The organism is Shewanella atlantica, assembly GCF_003966265.1.
Classification (GTDB): Bacteria; Pseudomonadota; Gammaproteobacteria; order Enterobacterales; family Shewanellaceae; genus Shewanella; species Shewanella atlantica.
The window spans coordinates 1-20,753 of sequence record NZ_RXNV01000014.1; the positions used below are offsets into that span (position 1 = coordinate 1).

A 20,753-nucleotide genomic window follows, 5' to 3' on the forward strand; every position below is an offset into this window, starting at 1 on the left:
AAGGTATTGGAGCGGGATCCTAAGGAAGGAGATTATCGCCTAAGCACTCAGCCACTAAAACGACTTACCCCGGCTTGCGGTATCGTTCGAGTAAGATCTTCACCCGTTTAACGTAGGCTTGAGTCTCTGAAGGTATTGGAGCGGGATCCTAAGGAAGGAGATTATCACCTAAGCACTCAGCTACTGAAACTACTTAGCCGGGCTTGCGATAACGCTCCAACAAGATCTTCACCCGTTTAACGTAGGCTTGGGTCTCTGAAGGTATTGGAGCGGGATCCTAAGGAAGGAGATTATCGCCTAAGCACTCAGCCACTAAAACGACTTACCCCGGCTTGCGGTATCGTTCGAGTAAGATCTTCACCCGTTTTACGTAGGCTTGAGTCTCAGGGTAAGGCGGGATCCCCTTATAATGGGTAACATTCGCGGGGCCGGCATTGTAGGCGGCACAGGCTAAATCTATATCCCCATCGAAGCGTCGCAACATTTGAGCCAGATATTTTGCCCCGCCATCGATATTTTGCTCCGGCTTGAAGGCATTTTTAACCCCCAACTCTTTCGCCGTTTCGGGCATAAGTTGCATCAGCCCCATGGCGCCGCTTCGGGACAAGGCAAATACCTTAAATGCCGATTCGGCGTGAATAACCGCCCGAATGAGTGCTGGATCAAGGTTATGGGTATTGGCGGCTTGATTGATTAACTCATCATAGTCTCTGTAGAAAAGAGGTATTTTCTTCCAATCCAGACTGGAGTCGGGCTGGCATGCATAGCAGTCATATAACAGCACCTGATATTGAGCCGAACCCGGAGCATGATCGGAGAATGCCATGACACCATTCTCCTGCCTGTATTGGTATACCTTTAGCTGGTTTTCAGCCTCTTTCGAAGGAGAGAAGGATGCAGGATGAGCAGTAGAAGACTTGCCCAGTATCCCCTCTTTAGAGTAACTGGCTTTATAATGAGGCTTGGCATCCGCCTCAACATCCCTCTCAATAGTGACCTGAGCATAACTGTGGGTTACGCCCGCAAGCCAAAGCAGAGAGCTGACAATGCCACCACAGCAGAAGGCATGCATATATTTCATCACAGACCGGTATATTCATCGAGTTTCAGTACTTCAATCATAGCAAACAGTTGCCTCATCTCTCTGTTAATCTGACTAAACTCATACTCGAAGGTGGCGCCATGAAAAATGGAACCCAGCTCGAATCGGTTTTCTCTGCTGGCTAACATGATGAGTAATTTATCTTCATAGAAAGCGCATTGAAACTGACCGGAAAAGCAGTCCGCCAGCTCCTGTAAGCGTTCCATAAAAGAGACGGTCAATAGATAACGGGCCTCGATCTGATCAGATGAAAACACATCGAATAATTTCTCAAACCGCGGGTCTTCAAGCTTGACCCTGGACAACCGCTTAAAGGAGTCAGAAAGGAAGTTCATCAGACTACCTCTGTTACGTACAACCACAGTGTGACCATTAAACTTCTTATGACAGCCCAGTTGCACCATCACACCATTGAAAACCGTCTTAGTTTCGTTGCGCTTATCTCGCCTGACCTCCTTAGTAAGCGCCAGCTCGTTGATCGCTATCTCGATCCCCCGGTGAGTACCCTGAACGTAATCATCGAAATGGGCCTTATCGTAACCGGGTAGCAGCTTTGAACGCTTGAGCGTACTCATGCTCATGCTGTGTGTTGGGCTAAAGATAAAGTCATCACCAAAATAGCGAAATATCTTGGGAAATACCTGCAGCTTTACATCGCTCTGATAATGGGTCACGGGTCTGGAACACCACCAGCAAAGGGGGACCAAGGGCAACAAGTAGAAGGGCCAAGGTATGACTAGTCTCTGTGTCGAATCAAATAAGAGACAGATAAAGAGCACGGCAGCAAAAAGACCTATGCTCATATATATTCGCAGCCTAAGTGCCTTTAGACAGGCCACTCGACGATTCTCAAACTTGCGCGTCAATGGCTCTATATGCTCATCATAATGCGCCTGTAACGACTCGAGTTCATCACCCACGGCACTCAGAGGTTTTGCCTGGCGCTTAGGCTTAATACGTGCACCAAAAAGAAAACTAATTATATTCATGAGAAGTTAAGCTAAGTGAACACCTGCAGTGATGTACGGCACTCGTGTCACCCATAACATTAGTTCAGGTAATCGGAGGCATCGACCGGCGCCTTCGAAGCTTCGTCGGCTTCGTAGAAAGGCATCACCTTAATATTCGCCATAGAAGCGATAATTGAGCCGGGGAAGATCTCCACCGCATTATTTAGCTCAGTTACCGATGCATTGTAGAATCGGCGAGCAGCAGAGATATGAGCTTCAACCTCATTATAGGTCTGCATCGCTTGTAGCATAGTGTTGTCGGATTTTAGCTCGGGGTAGTTTTCGACACTCACCATCAACTGACCCATCTTGCCATTCAATAGCTCGGCTTTAACCAGATGATCCTTAACAGCTGACGCATCGCCGATGTCATAAGATTTTTCTACCTGGGCACGTAGCTCGGTGATCTCAGTCAATAAGGACTTTTCATGATCCATGAATTTCTGAGCAATTTTTAAAATATTAGGCACCAGGTTAGATCTTTTTTTCAACTGCACATCTATACCGGATAGAGCTTCGCGAACAGAATTACGCTTTTTAACCAGACTGACGTACCAAAGGTAGGCAATGATAACCAGTAGCCCTAACCCCAACAGCAACCCTTCCATCATATGTCCTTATTATTCTGATTTTTATTTGGATATTCTCAGCTTATTTATAAAGCCATAACTCTCTACTCTCACCTATTTTTTATAATATTTCCAGATATTTATCGGCCATCTAGGCCAAAGAATAAAGGGTACAAATTGTGCTTTTTTCAAAATGTTCAGCCATTTTATGACATTTATTCAAAAGTAAACATACGCTAACAAGATGCTAACGATAAATATCAGCGAGGATCAGAAAAACCACTACTAAAATAAAATCATAAATTTAATTTCAGATAAAAAACCTTACTTAACAATCAGAAAGCATCGAACGGCGAAGTGGTAAAAAATGAGCACCCATTCAGAAATAGTAAAGCATATTCCTGAACTCTCACTAAGTTAACCTGAATAAATCACCACTAAGGGATGTATTATGCGAGATGCTGTCAATAACCAGGTTTTTAACACCTATATTCATGCTTAACGGCATGTCGCCATCGAATTCATCTCAAACGACAATGACATTGATGTTCAGATTTACAGCAAACCATTCAGTTTCCATACAGACAAGCCCAGGCATAATAGGTCTCATGAAGTCTTGTTACATCATCTCATTAAGTCATAGTTGTACATCCTTTTTAGGCTCTAGTTTGAGCCTATTTTTTTGCCTGTAACCCAATGAAAACACGCTATTCTCATTCAGTTTTCATACAGTCAATATAAGCTATATTGGTCACAAGCAAACATGATGACAACCAACCCCAACTGATTGATTTGATGTTATTGCTGGCGCAACCCTATCCCTTTTGGCCCCACTTTTATGGGGCTATTTTTTTGCCTGAATTTCGGCTAACTCGGTTAATATTTAAACCCTCCCCTCGCGCTATTCCCTCCTCGCTCGAGTCTTGTCATACCTCAATTCTTTTACAAATTTAATATTCAGTTAAACCAACTAAGACACTATGGCTGGTCTACTCGGAAATACCGAGTCCGAAAACCAATAATACCGATTGGTATAAAGCCGCAATCGAAGCTGGCATTTAAAAGGTCCACAGAGGCCAAACATTGAAGGAAAGGGTATGGGTTTAAATAAAGAAGAGAGCATAGAACTGCCTCTCAATTCACCGGGAGCATCAGGGCCGCAGAGTGGTGCTTTTGTTCGTTTTCTTAATATTGTCGAACGATTAGGAAACTTACTTCCCCACCCGATATCCCTTTTCGCTATGTTCTGTCTGGCCGTTATCGCCATCAGTGGCATCGCCGGCTATTTTGAATTAACAGTCGTCGATCCCCGTCCGATAGGCTCATCGGGTCGAAGTGAAGATGGCCTTATCCATGTCGTGAGCCTAATGAATGGCGAAGGTTTGAGGATGATAGTCTCAAACCTGGTGACTAACTTCACCGGATTCACTCCACTGGGCACTGTACTGGTTGCCCTGCTGGGTGTCGGCATAGCCGAACGTTCCGGCCTACTCTCGGCAGCGATGCGCTTACTGGTCATCGGAGCTTCAAAACGTCTGGTAACCCTCACGATTGTATTTGCCGGTATTGTCTCTAACACCGCATCCGAGCTGGGTTATGTCGTCCTTGTGCCCATGGCGGCGATGATATTTCACTCTCTCGGTCGTCACCCCCTAGCGGGGCTTGCCGCCGCTTTTGCCGGTGTATCGGGCGGCTACAGTGCCAACCTGTTATTGGGCACGGTGGATCCGCTTCTGTCCGGGATCACCGAAGCCGCAGCGCAGATGATCGATCCCGAGTATATGGTAGGACCCGAGGTGAACTGGTATTTCATGTTCGTCTCTACCTTCCTTATCACCATTCTGGGCGCTATCGTCACCGAGAAAATTGTCGAACCCAAACTGGGGAAGTATGATCCTGATGAAGCTGCAGTCGATCTCGCCAGCCAAAAGATGGATGGTGTCAGCACTGATGAGAAACGCGGTCTAAAGGCTGCGGGGATCGCGGTATTAATACTGTCTTCACTGGTCGCACTGACTGTTGTGCCTGAAAATGGTCCACTGAGAGATCCTGAGACAGGCTTAGTGGCAGGCTCCCCTTTCCTTAAAGGCATTGTCGCCTTTATCTTTATCTGCTTCGCTATTCCGGGCTTGGTCTACGGTAAGGTCGTGGGCACCATGAAAAAAGATAAAGATGTCATCGACGCCATGTCGCACAGTATGAGTTCTATGGGCATGTATATCGTGCTGGTATTCTTCGCTTCTCAGTTCGTCGCCTTCTTTAAGTGGACTAACTTAGGTGCAGTGTTAGCCGTCTCCGGGGCCGACGCCCTGAGCGCTATCGGCTTGACAGGTCCATTAGTGTTTGTGCTGTTTATCATGCTGTGTGGCTTCATCAACCTGATGCTGGGTAGCGCCTCTGCGCAGTGGGCCGTAACTGCCCCCATCTTCGTGCCTATGTTGATGTTGGTAGGCTATGCACCGGAGACGATTCAGGCGGCTTATCGAATAGGCGACTCGGTCACGAACCTGATCACCCCCATGATGAGCTATTTTGGATTAATACTCGCGGTCGCTTCTCAATATAAGAAGAATCTCGGCATAGGCACACTGATCGCGACCATGCTGCCTTACTCCATCGTCTTCTTCATCGGCTGGACCTGTTTCTTCTTCATCTGGGTATTCGTACTGGGTCTACCGGTAGGACCCGGAGCAGAGACCTATTACACCCCGTAAATGAAGAGATAAAAATATGGCGCAGCAATTGGGGCTCCCCTGTGCTGCGCCTTTACATATTTTAAATATCACATCTTAATGAGTGTTAAGATCTACTGAAGTGCTTCTTTACCAAAAGCTTCATGGTAAGCAATCATAAAATCTTCGCGAATAAGTTGCTCCAGATGAGCTGCGCGCTCAGTGGGGCAAAAAATCATAATATGAATATTTTGCTCGCCATTTGGACCGCTATTGATATGGATATGCGGCTCTGAGCCTGGTAGATCAACACCCGCATGTTTTTCAATAACACTATTGTAGCGTGTTGCCACTTCATGGAAGTCTTCACAATGCGCTTCAATTTGTTCGCGTAGTTCAGGAAAGAGAGGATATAAGTTAACGAACTCAACAATGGTTATATGAAAGTTATGGTAGACATAGCGCTTCATAAAATTAAGGTTCTTGACCGCATAGCTGAAGAACATGCTGTTAGGTAACGTTGCCGTTTTACCTGTGTAATGGTATTGCCCGTGGTGAAGATCTATCTCCTGGATCACTGTCGCCATTAAATTATGTTCAATGACCTCACCACATAATTTACCAACTTCAATCCAATCTCCGATGACAAATGAGCGTGAACTCGCACGCTGAATTGAGCCTGTAAAACACAATATAATCTCTTTTGAAGCAACCACAATCGCGATAGCAATGGCGGTAACTGACAGTGCAAATCTATTTATCTCTGTCTGCCAAAGCATAAATAGAATGACGATGATTAAGATAAAGGTACCGTTTTTGGTACGCGACATCCACTTGCGCTGCACCTCTGTTAAAAATGGGATATCACCACGAATTTTCGAGATCACAACACGTTTGATCAGTGAGATGAAGACAATCACCAGAATGGTCAATAAAAGCTTATGAGTTAGTAAGAAATCAACTGCAATGGTAAGTTTATCCACAAAACCCTCTTTAACACTAAAAAATCGGTGCAATTCAGACTAGTAAACCATAGTAAATTAATGATTTAAGCGCTATTGCAGATGATAAAGCAACTCTAAGGTTATCATAGCTAAAAAACAAGTTAGCATGGATCCACTTGCGATTAAGTTATGCTTAGTTGGATAGCTAAATATGAGGTATTTCCAGAGTAAAAAGGAGTTAATGTTATCGCTATGACCACAATATCATCTCTACCAATGCTTTACTCTTTACGAAATTGTCCCTACGCCATGCGCGCAAGAATGGCTGTTTATGTTTCAGGCCAAGCTGTGCAGCTCCGCGATATCGTATTAAGCGATAAGCCTGTTCATATGCTCCAGGTCTCGCCCAAGGCAACAGTACCGGTTTTAGTACTGAGCAATGGCGAAGTGTTGGAGCAAAGTCTGGAGATAATGATATGGGCTTTTGAACAAAGCGACCCTAACAACTACTTAATGAGCGACAGTCCGAATACACGAGCCGAAATGCTTAGTTTAGTCGACCTTTTTGATACCGAGTTTAAGTTACGGCTTGAGAAGTATCGCAGCGCAAAACGTTATCATGACGAAAGTGTATTGGAACATAGGTTAGCTTGTGAGCAATATTTGAAAATGTTGGAGCTGAAGCTATCTCAACACACATATTTGATGTCTGATAGCCCAAGCTTAGCGGATTTAGCGATATTGCCATTTATTCGACAGTTGGCCCGAGTTGAGCGTCAGTGGTACTTACAGTCACCCTATCCCAACATTAGAAAATGGCTCAACGATTACTTACAAAGCCGGATGTTCAGTAAAGTAATGACTAAATATCCGATGTGGTTAACAGAAAAATCTTTGATAGTTTTTTCTGCTGATAAGCCATTAAGTTAACGCACTATACCAAGCGATATTAATCGAAGAGTGCATGTCGGAGGTGAAATAAATAGTCTTCAGGAGACCTTAAAAAAAGCCTAACAAAAAGCCCGGCAATTGCCGGGCTTTAAAGATTTAAGCAAACACGTTAGTGCTATTCAGCCTTTGGTGTTTCTGCTTTAGCTCCTTTCTTCTCACGTTTGCTGAAGATACGTTCAACAATAACGAAGAAGATCGGGATAAAGAAGATCCCCATAAAGGTCGAGCTCATCATGCCGCCCAGTACCGCAGTACCGATAGCATTTTGGCTTCCTGAACCTACACCACTACTGATAGCCAGAGGTACAACCCCAAGACCGAATGCCAGCGACGTCATCAAGATTGGACGCAAACGAACGCGGACAGCATGCAGCGTTGCCTCAACCAATCCAGCGCCTTTCTCGTAGTACTCTTTAGCGAATTCTACAATCAAGATAGCATTCTTGGTCGCGAGACCAACGGTCGTCAACAGACCAACCTGGAAGAATACGTCATTAGGTAAACCACGACCATTCATCGCAATCAGCGCACCGATAATACCCAAGGGCACAACCAGAATAACCGAGAAAGGAACCGACCAACTCTCATAGAGTGCTGCCAGTACCAGGAATACCACCACTATAGACAGTGCATATAGCATTGGCGCCTGGTTACCAGAGAGACGTTCTTCATAAGATAGACCGTTCCACTCGACACCAAAACCTGGTGGCAGCTGCTTAACCATATCTTCGATGATGTTCATCGCCTCACCGGTACTGAAGCCCGGTGCAACACCACCTTGGATATTCATCGCGGGTAGACCGTTGAAACGCTCCAGTCGCGGTGAGCCATATTCCCATGAGCCGGTTGCAAAGGCTGAAAATGGCACCATGTCGCCCTTAGTGTTGCGGACGTACCAGGAGTCGATATCTTCAGGCTGCATACGGTAATCCGCTTCACCCTGGACATAAACCTTCTTCACTCGGCCACGGTCGATGAAGTCGTTAACGTAGTTACCACCCCAGGCAGTACCCAGCACGCTGTTAACTGCATCGATATCGACGCTCAAGGCTCTGAGCTTACCGTGATCGATATGGATCTGATACATGGGCGCATCTTCCTGACCATTGGGACGAACGCCCACAAGGTTAGGGTTTTGTGCAGCCATGCCTAACAACATGTTACGCGCTTCAACCAGTTTATCGTGACCCTGACCATTTCTGTCCTGCAGATAGAAGTCAAAACCATTCGCTGTACCCAGTTCAATAACCGCTGGCGGCACAAACGCGAACACGAAGGCTTCTTTCATCTGCATAAACATACCCATGGCACGTCCAGCGACAGATTGCACATCCTGACCAGGATTGCTTCGTTCAGCCCAGTCTTTCAAGCCCACGAACGCAATACCCATGTTCTGACCGTTACCGGCGAAACTGAAACCCGACACGCTAAATACAGATTTAACGTTGTCGCCTTCCTGTTCCAGGTAGAAGTCTGACACATCTGACAAGACTTTCTTCGTTTCTTCCTGAGTCGAGTTCACCGGCAAGATAGCCTGAGTAAACAAGATGCCCTGATCTTCATCCGGCAGGAAGGCGGTTGGCATACGCATAAAGATCCAACCCACAGCGACCGTAATGGCTAAATAAACCATCATGGTACGAGCGGCGCGCTTGATCATGGCGGCAACACTTGCCTCATAACGAGAGGTCAAAGCATCAAATTTACGGTTAAACCAGCCGAAGAAGCCGGTATCAACCGCATGATGTCCCTTAGCTATGGGCTTGAGCATGGTGGCACATAACGCAGGCGTCAAGATGATAGCAACCATCACAGATAGCGCCATCGCCGACACGATCGTTATCGAAAACTGCCTGTAGATCACACCGGTCGACCCAGACATAAATGCCATGGGAACGAATACCGCTGAAAGCGTCAGACCAATACCCACAAGTGCGCCGGTGATCTGATCCATCGACTTCTTGGTGGCCTCAATGGGACTGAGCCCCTCTTCGGACATCACGCGTTCGACGTTTTCAACCACAACGATGGCATCATCTACCAACAAACCAATGGCCAGTACCATGGCAAACATGGTTAAGGTGTTGATTGAGAAGCCTGCAGCCGACAAAATCGCAAATGTACCTAAGAGTACAACCGGCACCGCAATCGTTGGGATCAGCGTTGCGCGGAAGTTCTGCAGGAACAGATACATGATCAAGAAAACCAAGACCACAGCTTCAAGCAGGGTATGCACAACCCCTTCAATCGATTTCTCAACGAATGGTGTAGTGTCGTAGGGATAAACGACTTCTAACCCTTGTGGGAAGAAAGGCTGCAATTCGGCAATCTTAGCGCGAACCCCTTCGGCGGTAGCGAGCGCGTTGGCACCGGTTGCCAGCTGAATACCGATACCGGCAGCGGGTTTACCGTTATAGTAAGACTCTACATCATAGTTCTCAGCGCCTAACTCAACTCGTGCGACATCTTCGAGGAACACTTTTGCACCGGTCGAATCGGCCTTGATGATGATCTTCTTAAACTGATCGGCCGTCTGCAGACGACTCTGTGCCGATACCGTCGCGTTCAACTGTTGGCCTGCGACCGATGGTGCGCCGCCCAACTGTCCAGCTGAAACCTGCGCATTTTGCTCCCTGATAGAAGCAATAATATCTTGGCTGGTCAGGTTATACTGGGTCAGTTTCAGTGGGTCGAGCCAGATACGCATCGCATATTGGGCACCAAATAACTGGATTGTCCCCACACCAGGCACACGACTCATAGGATCTTGAACGTTAGAGCCGACATAGTCAGCGATATCATTCTTATCCAGTGAACCATCCTGAGATACGAAGCCCACAACCATCAAGAAACCAGCACTGGACTTGGCAACGTTAACACCTTGAGCCTGAACTTCTTGCGGAAGCAGTGGCATTGCAAGCTGAAGCTTGTTCTGCACCTGTACCTGCGCGATATCCGGATCGGCCTCGGCATTAAAGGTTATGGTAATTGTAGCATTACCGAAACTATCACTGGTTGATGAGATGTAACGCAGGTGGTCAATACCTGTCATTCGCTGCTCGATAACCTGAGTTACCGAATCTTCCATCGTCTTAGCCGATGCTCCCGGATACACAGCCCTAATCTCAACCGATGGCGGTGCGATACTCGGATATTGCGATACGGGTAGACCCAGGATAGATAACACCCCGGCCAGCATCACAATAATGGCGATCACCCAAGCAAAAATAGGGCGATCGATAAAGAAACGTGCCATAGTTTTACCCTATTTCTGTTGTTGTGCTTGTGATTTCTTATCCGCCACTAACGGACCAGCTTTAACAGGTGCACCAGGACGAATTTTTTGCAGACCTTCAACAATCAGTTGATCACCCACAGTTAAACCATCAATAATACGCCACTGATTATTAATCACCTCGGCAGTCGTGACGACTCGCGCAGCAACCTTACCCTCTGTATCGATAATCATGGCTACGGCCTCACCTTTGGTATTACGCGTGATGGCTCTTTGCGGTACTAAAATCGCTTCAGGATCGGTACCGGTATTCAACACAGAACGCACATACATGCCAGGCATTAACACACCATCCGGGTTAGGAAACTCTGCACGCAAAATCACGGAACCCGTGTCCTCATTCACGCTAACTTCGGCGAACTGCAACACACCATCGTGCTTATATGTTGTACCGTCTTCCAAAATTAACTGAACACCCGCGTTGTCAGCAGCCTCTAGTTGTCCCTGTTTTAATTTAGCTTTCAGGCGCAACATTTGAGCACTTGATTGCGCTATCTCGATATTAATAGGATCGAGTTGCTGAATCGTCGCTAACGTTTGAGTTTGATTGGCTGTAACGAGTGCACCGGCAGTCACTGAAGACTTACCTACACGCCCGGAAATTGGTGCACGCACCTCGGTGTACTCAAGGTTAATTTTTGCGGTATTGATCGCAGCTTCGGCAACGGTAACTCTTGCTAATGCAGCTTTGTATGCAGCATCGGCATCATCGTAGTCCTGCTCACTAATAGAATTAAGCTCGACCAACTTTTCAAAGCGTAACGCCTTAGCCTTAGCCGATACTAAGTTTGCCTGTGCGCTCTTGAGATCCGCTTTAGCACTGATAAGTGCTGCAGTATAAGTCGCTGAGTCGATCTGATATAAAGACTGACCCTTTTCAACATCTTTTCCTTCCACAAAGCCGCGGGTCATGATAATACCGCTGACCTGAGGACGAACCTCCGCTTCCAAGTAAGCTTTACTTCGACCAGGCAACTCAACCAAAATTGATTGAGGCTTTGCCTCTACTTTTATAACACCTACTTCCATAGGTCCACGTTCCTGTGGCCCTTGTTCAGGTTGTTGTCCACAAGCAGTTATCCATAACGCCACACTTAAAACAGAGGCAATTTTCACTATTTGCCGCATGAGAACTCCTAATAAAGCTACCTATCAAACATAACAATCGTAGCAGCAGGAAATTCTGCGGCTTCATTTATTGACAGCATAATTTTTGTGTAAGATTTGAACCTGTCTTTATCTCATAACTGGCCCATCTCAACAAGGAGTACAAGGCTATAATTTTGTAAACGAATGCAAATATTCACCATTAATCAGCGTGTTGTGTTAATGACAAGTTAAATTCAATGTCCTAAACCTACCCTTGTTGCTCGCTTGTTTTTTTACAATTGCCGAGCCGGCCTCAAACTTCCCAATACATTCACAGCCTCCCCACAAGCCAGTCGATGATCTGCTCGTTCATAATTGTTCATATTATGACGCTATTGATTCACGCCATAACCCATCGCCATTCATAAGTTAACCCTATAGTAACAACTGTGTTAACAAATAATTCAATATGAGATGAGAACCATGACTATCCAGATGAAACTACAACACAAGATACTTTTAGGCGGGCTACTACTCTCCGCGGCCTCATTTGCACAAGCTGAAAATGAAGCTGAAGTTCTCGGTGGAACAATCAGTGGCAACCTGACCTTTGCTTCTGATTATGTATTCCGTGGCGAGTCTGAAACCATGGACGGCGATGTTCCGGTAGTTCAGGGCACACTTGGCTGGGGCAATGATGACGGTTGGTATGGCGGAGTATTTGCGTCAAATATCAAATTTGCCGATCCCAATCTCGAGATCGTTACCGCACCTTACATAGGTAAAGCCGGTGAGTTCGGTGACAGTGGTATCACTTATGATGTTATGGTGTTCTCATATCTTTATCCGGGTGCCTCTTACTCTAACTACACCGAACTCTGGATGAAAGTCGGTAAGCAGTTCGGTCAGGCCAATATTCAACTAGAAGTCACTCCAACAATCGATGACTGGTTTGGTGTCGACGGTTGGCAAGGTGTCAACTACTCAATTCACCCAAGCTATGCATTCAGCAATGGCTTGAAAGTATCGGGGTCTGTCGGTTATCAGGATCTTGATGGTGACAATGCGGAAGGCTGGGGGCACTGGAACTTAGGTGTCAGCAAAGCATTTTACGGTCTGAATTTCGATCTTAGATATCATGGCAGCACCGTCGATGAGACTCACAAGGTTTACGGTACACAGACTGAAATTTTTGATGACCGGGTCGTTATCGGCATCAACAAGAGCTTTTAAGTTTTAACTTTGGAAAACTGTTCCACCTAATACACAGTTCGATGTTTATCTCTATTTATTGCTCTATCTTCGGCAATCTTTCGCCAGCCCACTCCAGGCTGGCGCTTTTTTCTGTAGGCTATTTCCTTACCACTTAACACTTACAACTCCGGACTTCTGGCTTCTGGTTCTAAACCCTGTTATCTCCGACGCTACAGGCTAAGATCCGACTGATGTCCGCCAGACTGCGCCCCGACTCCTGCTGCCATTGATTAAACACGGCCTGAACCTGATTTAATCCACTCTTAGAGCTGAAACCAAAATCGACCAAATTATGTGTCTTAAGGTAACCTTGCACATCGCCTGTCAGCAGGAAAGTGTCTTTACCTATGGCACGTAGAAAGTAGGGACCGGTATTGCCGCCTAAGCGGGTGCCCCGTCGCTTTAACACAGACCAAAGACCAGTGATCTCCTCACTAGGCCAATTAGCAATATATTCGGCCAGGCTGCCATGCTCCTTAGCAACATCATGTGTCATCAAGGCATTATCATAAATGGCCATGGTCTTCTTCATATGCCGAATGAGATTTGGATCCGTCGCCCTTTGCTGCAACTGTTCCGGTGACAGCATCAGAATTTTATGGGGTTCAAAATTGAAGAAGGAAGCTTCATAAGCTGGCCACTTATTCTCGACGATACGCCACACGAAACCACTCTGAAAGACCTTCTTACTCATCTCAGACAGAAGCTCGGAATCTCGATATTGCCCAATCTCATCTGCGGATAAACTTGCAGACAAGAGGCTTTCTAACCCGGAACTTCCACCTTTACGATCACTGGCTCTTTGATAAATAGAGGAAAAAGACTCTAATTGACTCATAATTAAATTAGCTTTCAAACGAAGTAGAGAGCTACATAGTATGAAACCAGTAAGATAAAGCAATCCTTAGCCTGTCTCATAAGGGCTATTTACTGGACAAAATCCACCTCGACATCTAGGTTTAATACACACCTAATTAGATTACACAATCAACACCAACAACCCTATTTTGGTAATCGAAATTAACCAATAGACATCAACAAGCGTGGATTATGCTTATGGACGCGGCCCAACTCTATCGAATGCTTGTTTTTGCCAACGTTGTCGAACAAGGTTCGCTCACTGCAGCTGCTGATGAGCTTGGCATCAGCCGCTCTATGGTCAGTCAACACCTGAAGAAGCTTGAACTAAGATGTGCGACACAACTGATACACCGCACGACACGAAAAATGGCACTAACAGAAGATGGGCAAAGCTTTTATCACTACTGCGCCGAACTGCTACAACTTGCCAAACAAGCCGAGAACTCAACAAAACCTCAAGATAAAGAGCTACAGGGCAGCATCAAGATCTCGGCTCCCGTTTGTCTTGGAGAACAAAACCTCATTCAGCACATAGGCGAATTTAATAAACGCTATCCCAAGATTCGAATCACATTACTACTCGAAGATAGAAGGCTTAACCTACTGGAAAATAATATCGATATCGCAATACAGACTGAGCAGGCTACAGAATTAACCTCTATCAAGCTCGGTCAGTTCGATGAATACCTGATTGCAAGTCCGGAATATGTTGAACAACATGGCTCACCTCTCCACCCGGACATGCTGGCAAAGCACCAATGGATTATGCAGTCATCTAACTATCTTCCTAAGAGTTGTCTGCTACAAAACAGCTTCGGAGATAAATTCAAGATTAAGATCAATCCATTTATCAGCTGTAACAGCAATCATGGCATCGTCAAACTTGCTAAGCAGGGGTTAGGAATAGCGATACTCCCCAGCTATTTAGTACAGCCCCAGATAGACAGTGGCAAATTCGTTCATATCCTTCCCGACTACCACCTTAGGGAGGGAGTGATATATGCCACTCATCCGTTTGACGATGTTACGCCGCCTAGAGTCAGGGCATTTCTCAATTTCATAGAAAAACGTCTGCTCCCTGACAACCAAATGTAACCAGACTTCAACATATCTTATGCCGCCGGATATTCTCGGAATTCAGGCGGCATAAAGGATTCAGGCAATAAGAACGAATGGTTTTACCTGATTAACGACTATAATTGAGGGTATACCCAGGCCAAAGTTATCTAGATCTAACTTTTCGTTACCCCTGTCGAGAGAAGTTGCTGATGGAACTGTTTTACCACCCACTTTCCCGTTATTCACAGAAAGTACTGATTGCGCTCTATGAAAAACAAGCCAATTTTTATCCGCGGGTTATTGAGTTATCGGATCCACTATCCAGACAAGAGTTTTGTCATTTCTACTCTCCGGGGAAACTTCCCCTGCTTAAGAGTAAGAGTGGTCAGCTGATCCCGGAATCCAGCATAATTATCGAATTCATCGACAGTGAATTTTCTACCGGGACACGGCTCTTCCCTATAGATAAAAGGATTGCACTCGATACAAGATTACAAGATCGCTTAATTGACAATGATTTCAGTAATGTACTCTTCGAGCTAGAGCATCAGAAACTAGAGGACAGCGATCAAAACCATATAATGATCAAGCAACTTGAAAATGATCTCAGTCAGTTTCTGGCTTATCTGGACAAAAAATTAGAGAAAAATCATTGGTTATGCTCAGACGGTTTAACCTTGGCAGATTGTGCTCTGTTTCCTTGTCTCTATTGTGCACAAGACTATTTTAAACTGTTTCAATATGACAACCTGAACCGATACTGGCATCAGGCTCAGCTCAGAGGCTCATATCTACAGGTCAAAGAGGAGGTTGAACTGGCTATGGTCGATGTACTCTCAGGCCGCAGACCCATTCCTTAGGAGAAGGGCCTGAATTCAAGAACTTAGGACCTTTTATATATTGCGCTCTTTCTTCAGTTGCAGGAAGGCTTTCCATTTAACCACCTCCGGCGGTAACTCGGGCCTGGGTCCCTCGAAGTTAACCTCTTTAACCATGGTATCTATCGGTACCTGTTTACCTTTGCACACAAAGACACCTCTGACATGAACGATACAGTGCAGTATATCTTCACTGACAAAGCGCTGTTCGATATAGAAGTACTTATCATCCCAACCAACCAGTTTAGATTCAATCTCAAACTTAGTGAGCGGCTTGATATCCCGAATATAGGTAAACTCTGCCGCATTGACGATCGGTAGCCACTTAAGCTTAAGGAAGCGCTTAAGGAGTCCCATCTCCGCCAGCATGTATGTACGAGCCAGATCCATAAGTGCCGGATAACGAGAGTTGGTCACGTGGCAGTTAATATCACAGTCCAACGGCAATGCACGATAACTGATACGACTGGTACCCAAGAAATCGATAGAGTTACAGTGGCGAACACGCCAGATAAATAGCCAAAAAAGTCTGAAATAGAGGTTCATTAACATTAGTCCCTTAGAATGAACGCGAAAGGCTAACAGAGGTCATACCAGATCACAAGTTTCGCTCAAATTAGGGGTTACCCTTTAGTTTTATCTTAGCCCTCCAGTTCACACCCACTGCAACCACAGCTTTTTTGATACCAGTCTCATTACATATCGAGACAAACTGTGACTTGCTCTTATCCGCACCTATTCATTAAGATCACCATCTTGAGCAAACGACTAAAACCTGGAAATTTTGTGAAGTCTATTTTTTTGTCCCTTATATTATCTATCTCATTAGTAACACTATTAATAACGCTAAGCGCATGTGCCAATAATCCCCGACCAAGTGTGATCACTATCGAAGACTCAGACTCGTTGGCAACCATAAAGGTGTCCGGAGCTCAGCTTGAGAAGGAGTTAAACTTTAATAATGGTCAATATGAAATTAGCATTCAAAATGTTGGCGATAACCTGTTTCATATTGATGCGAAAATAATCTCTACGAGAGTTGATAAGGTGACAGGGGAGAAATTAGTTTCCAGTAATCAAATAGTGACCCAAGTTAAAGCGGAACCAGAAGAGAAAGTGACGATTGGCGGCCTTGATTCATGGTCGGAATCAATTCAGACGGATGGTAGTGTCAAAGAGGTTCGCTCGCAAAAACGGTATATTTTAGAGATAGTAAAGTAATAAAATACGCTACAAAAATGCCAATTGGCAGAACCAATTGGCATCTTTTACTGCATAGGGTTATCCATTAATACCCGAGTGACGAAGTAGTGCATCGATGCGAGGCTCACGCCCACGGAAACGCTTAAACAGCTCCATCGGCTCTTCACTTCCTCCCATCTCCAGGATGTTGTTAAGGAAACTCAGACCTGTCTCGCTGTTAAATATGCCTTCCTCCTCGAAACGAGAAAATGCATCTGCAGACAAGACTTCTGCCCATTTATAGCTGTAATAACCGGCAGCGTATCCACCAGCAAAAATATGAGCGAAACTGTGCTGAAAACGGTTAAAGTCAGCCGCCTTGATCACAGCTACCTGACTACGCACTTCATCCAGCTTAGCCTGAATATTAGCCCCCTCTTCATGGCTATACTCCAAATGCATTCTGAAATCGAACAGTGAAAACTCCAGCTGGCGTAACATTCCCATGCCAGATTGAAAGTTCTTCGCAGCCAGCATCTTATCGAGCATAGCCTTCGGCAATGGCTCACCGGTCTCAAAGTGACCAGAGATCTCAGCCAAGGCTTCCTCTTCGAAGCACCAGTTTTCCATAAACTGACTCGGAAGCTCGACGGCATCCCAAGGTACGCCGTTAATCCCGGAAACACCGGCCACGTCGATCTTAGTCAGCATATGGTGGATGCCATGGCCAAACTCATGGAATAGGGTTGTCACCTCATCATGGGTGAACAGGGCAGGCTTACCATCGACAGGCGCATTAAAGTTACAGGTAAGATAAGCCACCGGATTTTGCATACCAGAGGTGGTTTGTCTGCGCACGCGACAATCATCCATCCAGGCTCCACCGCGTTTACCTTCACGGGCATACAGGTCGAAGTAGAAGCTACCTCTGTGCTCGCCTTCGCTGTCTTCGATGCTGAAGAAGCGAACATCTTTATGCCAGGAGTCGAACTCTTTCAGTTCGGTGATCTTCAGACCAAACAGGCGATTAACGGTATAGAAAAGCCCCGATAAGACCTTATCTTCCGGAAAATAGGGACGAAGCAACTCTTGAGAGATCTCATACCTGTGGTGCTTTAACTTCTCGGCGTAGAAGCTGAGATCCCAAGGTGATAGATCTGTTGCGCCAAACTCCTGCTCGGCAAATTCGGTCAACTCGGCGAGTTCAGTTTTTCCCTGCTCTTTAGAGCGGGAAGCCAGTTCATTGAGAAACTCCAGCACCTGCTCGGGACTCTCAGCCATCTTGGTTGCCAATGATTTGTGTGCATAGCTGTCGAAGCCTAGTAGCTGTGCCAACTCATGGCGTAATGCCACGATTTCATCCATCAATGGGCCGTTATCATATTCTCCGGCGAATGGTCCTTGATCCGATGCCCGAGTCACAAATGCACGGTAGCACTCCTCTCTCAGCTCACGATTTTCACTATAGGTCATCACAGGCAGATAAGAAGGGAAATCTAAGGTGAATAGCCAGCCCTGCTGCTCTTTAGCTTCTGCCATGGCTTTAGCCGCTGCGATAGCAGATTCGGGTAGACCTGCGAGCTCCTTTTCATCGGTGATCAACTTAGTCCATGCCTGAGTTGCATCTAGGAGTTGATTCGAGAAGCCGCTAGTCAACTCTGACATACGTTTGACTAACTCACCGTACCTCTGTTTGTCGGTATCATTGAGTCCGATTCCGGAAAGCTCGAAGTCACGCAAGCTATGTTCGATCACCATTTTCTGCGCTTGAGTAAGCTGCTCAAACTCTGCCGAAGCCTTTATAGACTTATAAGCTTGATAAAGTGGTTGATGCTGCCCAACGAAAGTGCCGTACTCTGAAAGCAGGGGCAAACAGGCATCGTGGGCCTGGCGCCACTCTTCGCTACTTACAACTGAGTTCATATGAGAGATAGGGGACCAAATCTTACTAAGCTCATCATCAACCTCTTCGAGAGGAGCGATGAGGTTATCCCATGCGAAAGGGACTGACTGGGCTAGTACCTTCTCTATCTGACTGCGGCAATTGGCAATACCCTGCTCAACGGCGTCTTGAATATGCTCTGGTTTGATCTTAGAAAAAGGGGGTAACACTGCGCTGGTAAGCAAAGGGTTGCTCATATTGATTCCTCAGCATAGAAATACTCTATGCTCTAGATAATGGTCTAAAGATTAGATATGGGCTAATTGAGTCATATTCAAGAACTATCTGTAGCAAGTCATTCCATCTCAGCTCACCTATCAGGGCATACCTTAGAATAAATTGATCTAGAGCAAGAAAACCATATGAGAATCATTTACATTCCTACTGTTGAGAATCATCTCTCAAATAGGAAGCGTTATCATTTACATTCTTGACGTTTGTATTATTATCACCAAGTAAATAATAACATCATCCAATTCGCCTGAATCTGAGCCATATATGAATAATAAATTTAAGTTTTCACTACTGACCAGCCTACTCATTACTGCGTCGGCGGCTTATGCCGACACAAGTGCAACTATAGATGACTCACATAGCAGGACTAGCCTCCCACAAAACGAACAGCCAGAGACAAACTACCTTCTCGATCTGGGTTGGGATTCTAAATATGTCTCGGAAGGCCGAAATAATCTGGATAAAGGCGGGATATTCTGGGGCACAGCAGCCGTACAGCATGGAAATTTAAATGTCTACGTCACCCTTGGCCGCGCCGATGATCAGGACTATACCGAGTGGAACTTCGGTCTTGAATATGCCATACCTCTCTCCGATACATTAGAGGCAACCGTTGGCTACCAAAGACTCGAGTTTTACGGTGATGAACGAGCCCATGATAATGAGTTATTCAGCTCGCTTACCTATAGCGGTATCGAGTGGCTAACTCCATCTGTAGCCTACACCTATGCGACAGAAGCAGGTGGTTACTTTGTAGAGGCCAGCCTGCACAGCAGCTGGGAGTTACTGGAAAACTTCACCGTAACGCCTTATGTCACTCAAGCATTCGACTTTCAGTATGCTACCGAAGATCATGATGGAGCTAACCATTTCCAGTTTGGTGTAGAGGCTGAATATCTGTTAAATGATCAAATAGTTCTGTCGGGTCATGTTAGTCACACCATTGCCCAGGAAGATATCAAAGCTGAAGCTAAGGCCGACGGTGTTGAAGGCAGCCTGGATCAAACTTATGCAGGTGTTCATTTAACCTGGAACTTCTAGACATTTAGCCAAAGTGCTCAGGGGATAAAGTCTGAGCACTTTGTAAAAACATCGATCCTCGACTAAATTTATCTAAACCAAAGACAGGGAATGTTTTTGACAAAACGTTTGTAAAACACACCTTCAAGAGGAACAGGGAATGTCACTCTTAACCAAATATACTTGCCCTAATAAGCCTGCCAAAATGGCAATGTTCAGCCTATTAATTTTTACTACAGTCACCTCTTTTTTTTGCCAAGCCGAATCCGATAAAGCAGACACCGGGGCTCCTCTCCCTCTTGGCGTGGTTCTGGATAGCGAAGGTAACCCCATATCTCTGCCCAAGCAAAACCGGAGTGCGTTGGAGTTTCGATCACCGGAAGTAAAAAAAACCGATAAATACTCCCCCCTTGTTCAGCCCCGCAAAAAAAAGCCTCGTACGAAAAAACTCAGCCGCAAACAACAACTAACCAGCAGATCACATGTCGCCAACGATCCCAGCTGTCGTTGGTTAAACAGCAGAATGAACAAACTGGAGGAAAGCCTCGCATCTGCCGGCAATAGCTCGGCGAACAGTTACCATAAAAAAGAGTTGGTCATCAGGAACAAGGAGTGGAAATGTATGAAATGTGGCGTCGAAGGACCGGAGCAAAAAGATTATGACAGGTGCCAATACCGCCGCTGAGAACAG

General features: G+C 45.7%; 17 protein-coding genes. 8 read left to right on the plus strand and 9 right to left on the minus strand.

The features are described 5' to 3' along the window. Positions 1-322 precede the first annotated feature (322 nt). Genes EKG39_RS19305 through EKG39_RS19315 form a run of 3 tightly spaced genes read right to left on the minus strand, consistent with a single transcriptional unit; the run spans position 323 to position 2,720 of the window. A complete protein-coding gene (locus tag EKG39_RS19305; protein ID WP_126507721.1) occupies positions 323-1,072 on the minus strand; it encodes a lytic transglycosylase domain-containing protein in 750 nt (249 codons plus the stop codon). 8 nt (positions 1,073-1,080) lie between these two features. After that, a complete protein-coding gene (locus EKG39_RS19310; protein ID WP_126507644.1) occupies positions 1,081-2,091 on the minus strand; it encodes a DUF3137 domain-containing protein in 1,011 nt (336 codons plus the stop codon). A gap of 59 nt (positions 2,092-2,150) precedes the next feature. Further along, entirely contained in the window at positions 2,151-2,720 is a 570-nt protein-coding gene (locus EKG39_RS19315) for a LemA family protein (protein WP_126507645.1), read from the minus strand. 1,058 nt (positions 2,721-3,778) lie between these two features. Between EKG39_RS19315 and EKG39_RS19320 the strand changes: the two genes are divergently transcribed. Further along, positions 3,779-5,395 (plus strand): AbgT family transporter, encoded by a 1,617-nt coding sequence (locus EKG39_RS19320; protein ID WP_126507646.1) that lies wholly within the window; start codon positions 3,779-3,781, stop codon positions 5,393-5,395. Between the two features lie 92 nt (positions 5,396-5,487). Here EKG39_RS19320 and EKG39_RS19325 read toward each other — a convergent pair whose 3' ends face one another. Further along, complete coding sequence (locus EKG39_RS19325) at positions 5,488-6,336, minus strand: mechanosensitive ion channel family protein (RefSeq protein ID WP_126507647.1); 849 nt, start codon at positions 6,334-6,336, stop codon at positions 5,488-5,490. 213 nt (positions 6,337-6,549) lie between these two features. Between EKG39_RS19325 and EKG39_RS19330 the strand changes: the two genes are divergently transcribed. Beyond that, positions 6,550-7,227, plus strand: coding sequence for a glutathione S-transferase (locus tag EKG39_RS19330; RefSeq protein WP_126507648.1), 678 nt, complete (start codon positions 6,550-6,552; stop codon positions 7,225-7,227). Positions 7,228-7,363: 136 nt separating this feature from the next. On the opposite strand, the gene EKG39_RS19335 is transcribed toward EKG39_RS19330, so the two are convergent. Next, a complete protein-coding gene (locus EKG39_RS19335; RefSeq protein WP_126507649.1) occupies positions 7,364-10,504 on the minus strand; it encodes an efflux RND transporter permease subunit in 3,141 nt (1,046 codons plus the stop codon). A 9-nt stretch (positions 10,505-10,513) separates the two neighbouring features. Next, entirely contained in the window at positions 10,514-11,671 is a 1,158-nt protein-coding gene (locus tag EKG39_RS19340) for an efflux RND transporter periplasmic adaptor subunit (RefSeq protein WP_126507650.1), read from the minus strand. A gap of 456 nt (positions 11,672-12,127) precedes the next feature. On the opposite strand from EKG39_RS19340, the gene EKG39_RS19345 reads away from it, so the two are divergent. Beyond that, positions 12,128-12,865, plus strand: a complete 738-nt coding sequence (locus EKG39_RS19345) for a TorF family putative porin (protein WP_126507722.1) — start codon at positions 12,128-12,130, stop codon at positions 12,863-12,865. 169 nt (positions 12,866-13,034) lie between these two features. On the opposite strand, the gene EKG39_RS19350 is transcribed toward EKG39_RS19345, so the two are convergent. Beyond that, positions 13,035-13,724, minus strand: a complete 690-nt coding sequence (locus EKG39_RS19350) for a DNA-3-methyladenine glycosylase I (RefSeq protein ID WP_126507651.1) — start codon at positions 13,722-13,724, stop codon at positions 13,035-13,037. 218 nt (positions 13,725-13,942) lie between these two features. Between EKG39_RS19350 and EKG39_RS19355 the strand changes: the two genes are divergently transcribed. Both EKG39_RS19355 and EKG39_RS19360 read left to right on the plus strand, forming a co-directional pair. Next, positions 13,943-14,842 (plus strand): LysR family transcriptional regulator, encoded by a 900-nt coding sequence (locus EKG39_RS19355; RefSeq protein ID WP_185817658.1) that lies wholly within the window; start codon positions 13,943-13,945, stop codon positions 14,840-14,842. A gap of 173 nt (positions 14,843-15,015) precedes the next feature. Next, complete coding sequence (locus EKG39_RS19360) at positions 15,016-15,666, plus strand: glutathione S-transferase family protein (protein WP_126507653.1); 651 nt, start codon at positions 15,016-15,018, stop codon at positions 15,664-15,666. Between the two features lie 33 nt (positions 15,667-15,699). Here EKG39_RS19360 and EKG39_RS19365 read toward each other — a convergent pair whose 3' ends face one another. Then, on the minus strand, positions 15,700-16,230 hold the full coding sequence (locus EKG39_RS19365; RefSeq protein ID WP_126507654.1) for a thioesterase family protein: 531 nt from the start codon (positions 16,228-16,230) through the stop codon (positions 15,700-15,702). A 240-nt stretch (positions 16,231-16,470) separates the two neighbouring features. Here EKG39_RS19365 and EKG39_RS19370 point away from each other — a divergent pair, with 240 nt between their 5' ends. Beyond that, complete coding sequence (locus EKG39_RS19370; protein ID WP_126507655.1) at positions 16,471-16,905, plus strand: hypothetical protein; 435 nt, start codon at positions 16,471-16,473, stop codon at positions 16,903-16,905. A gap of 60 nt (positions 16,906-16,965) precedes the next feature. On the opposite strand, the gene prlC is transcribed toward EKG39_RS19370, so the two are convergent. Then, on the minus strand, positions 16,966-19,005 hold the full coding sequence (gene prlC, locus EKG39_RS19375; RefSeq protein ID WP_126507656.1) for an oligopeptidase A: 2,040 nt from the start codon (positions 19,003-19,005) through the stop codon (positions 16,966-16,968). A 301-nt stretch (positions 19,006-19,306) separates the two neighbouring features. Here prlC and EKG39_RS19380 point away from each other — a divergent pair, with 301 nt between their 5' ends. Continuing rightward, positions 19,307-20,083 carry a hypothetical protein gene (locus tag EKG39_RS19380; protein WP_126507657.1) on the plus strand — a complete coding sequence of 259 codons (777 nt, stop codon included), beginning with the start codon at positions 19,307-19,309 and terminating at the stop codon, positions 20,081-20,083. 139 nt (positions 20,084-20,222) lie between these two features. Continuing rightward, positions 20,223-20,747 (plus strand): hypothetical protein, encoded by a 525-nt coding sequence (locus EKG39_RS19385; protein WP_126507658.1) that lies wholly within the window; start codon positions 20,223-20,225, stop codon positions 20,745-20,747. Positions 20,748-20,753: the final 6 nt, after the last annotated feature.

What these genes read in the sequence shown, in the direction of transcription:
- EKG39_RS19385 (WP_126507658.1), top strand. Translation starts at nt 20,223, where the DNA reads ATGTCACTCTTAACCAAATATACTTGCCCTAATAAGCCTGCCAAAATG.
- EKG39_RS19335 (WP_126507649.1), bottom strand. Translation starts at nt 10,504, where the DNA reads ATGGCACGTTTCTTTATCGATCGCCCTATTTTTGCTTGGGTGATCGCC.
- EKG39_RS19310 (WP_126507644.1), bottom strand. Translation starts at nt 2,091, where the DNA reads ATGAATATAATTAGTTTTCTTTTTGGTGCACGTATTAAGCCTAAGCGC.
- prlC (WP_126507656.1), bottom strand. Translation starts at nt 19,005, where the DNA reads ATGAGCAACCCTTTGCTTACCAGCGCAGTGTTACCCCCTTTTTCTAAG.
- EKG39_RS19320 (WP_126507646.1), top strand. Translation starts at nt 3,779, where the DNA reads ATGGGTTTAAATAAAGAAGAGAGCATAGAACTGCCTCTCAATTCACCG.
- EKG39_RS19305 (WP_126507721.1), bottom strand. Translation starts at nt 1,072, where the DNA reads ATGCATGCCTTCTGCTGTGGTGGCATTGTCAGCTCTCTGCTTTGGCTT.
- EKG39_RS19350 (WP_126507651.1), bottom strand. Translation starts at nt 13,724, where the DNA reads ATGAGTCAATTAGAGTCTTTTTCCTCTATTTATCAAAGAGCCAGTGAT.
- EKG39_RS19355 (WP_185817658.1), top strand. Translation starts at nt 13,943, where the DNA reads ATGGACGCGGCCCAACTCTATCGAATGCTTGTTTTTGCCAACGTTGTC.
- EKG39_RS19365 (WP_126507654.1), bottom strand. Translation starts at nt 16,230, where the DNA reads ATGAACCTCTATTTCAGACTTTTTTGGCTATTTATCTGGCGTGTTCGC.
- EKG39_RS19380 (WP_126507657.1), top strand. Translation starts at nt 19,307, where the DNA reads ATGAATAATAAATTTAAGTTTTCACTACTGACCAGCCTACTCATTACT.
- EKG39_RS19345 (WP_126507722.1), top strand. Translation starts at nt 12,128, where the DNA reads ATGAAACTACAACACAAGATACTTTTAGGCGGGCTACTACTCTCCGCG.
- EKG39_RS19360 (WP_126507653.1), top strand. Translation starts at nt 15,016, where the DNA reads ATGGAACTGTTTTACCACCCACTTTCCCGTTATTCACAGAAAGTACTG.
- EKG39_RS19340 (WP_126507650.1), bottom strand. Translation starts at nt 11,671, where the DNA reads ATGCGGCAAATAGTGAAAATTGCCTCTGTTTTAAGTGTGGCGTTATGG.
- EKG39_RS19315 (WP_126507645.1), bottom strand. Translation starts at nt 2,720, where the DNA reads ATGGAAGGGTTGCTGTTGGGGTTAGGGCTACTGGTTATCATTGCCTAC.
- EKG39_RS19330 (WP_126507648.1), top strand. Translation starts at nt 6,550, where the DNA reads ATGACCACAATATCATCTCTACCAATGCTTTACTCTTTACGAAATTGT.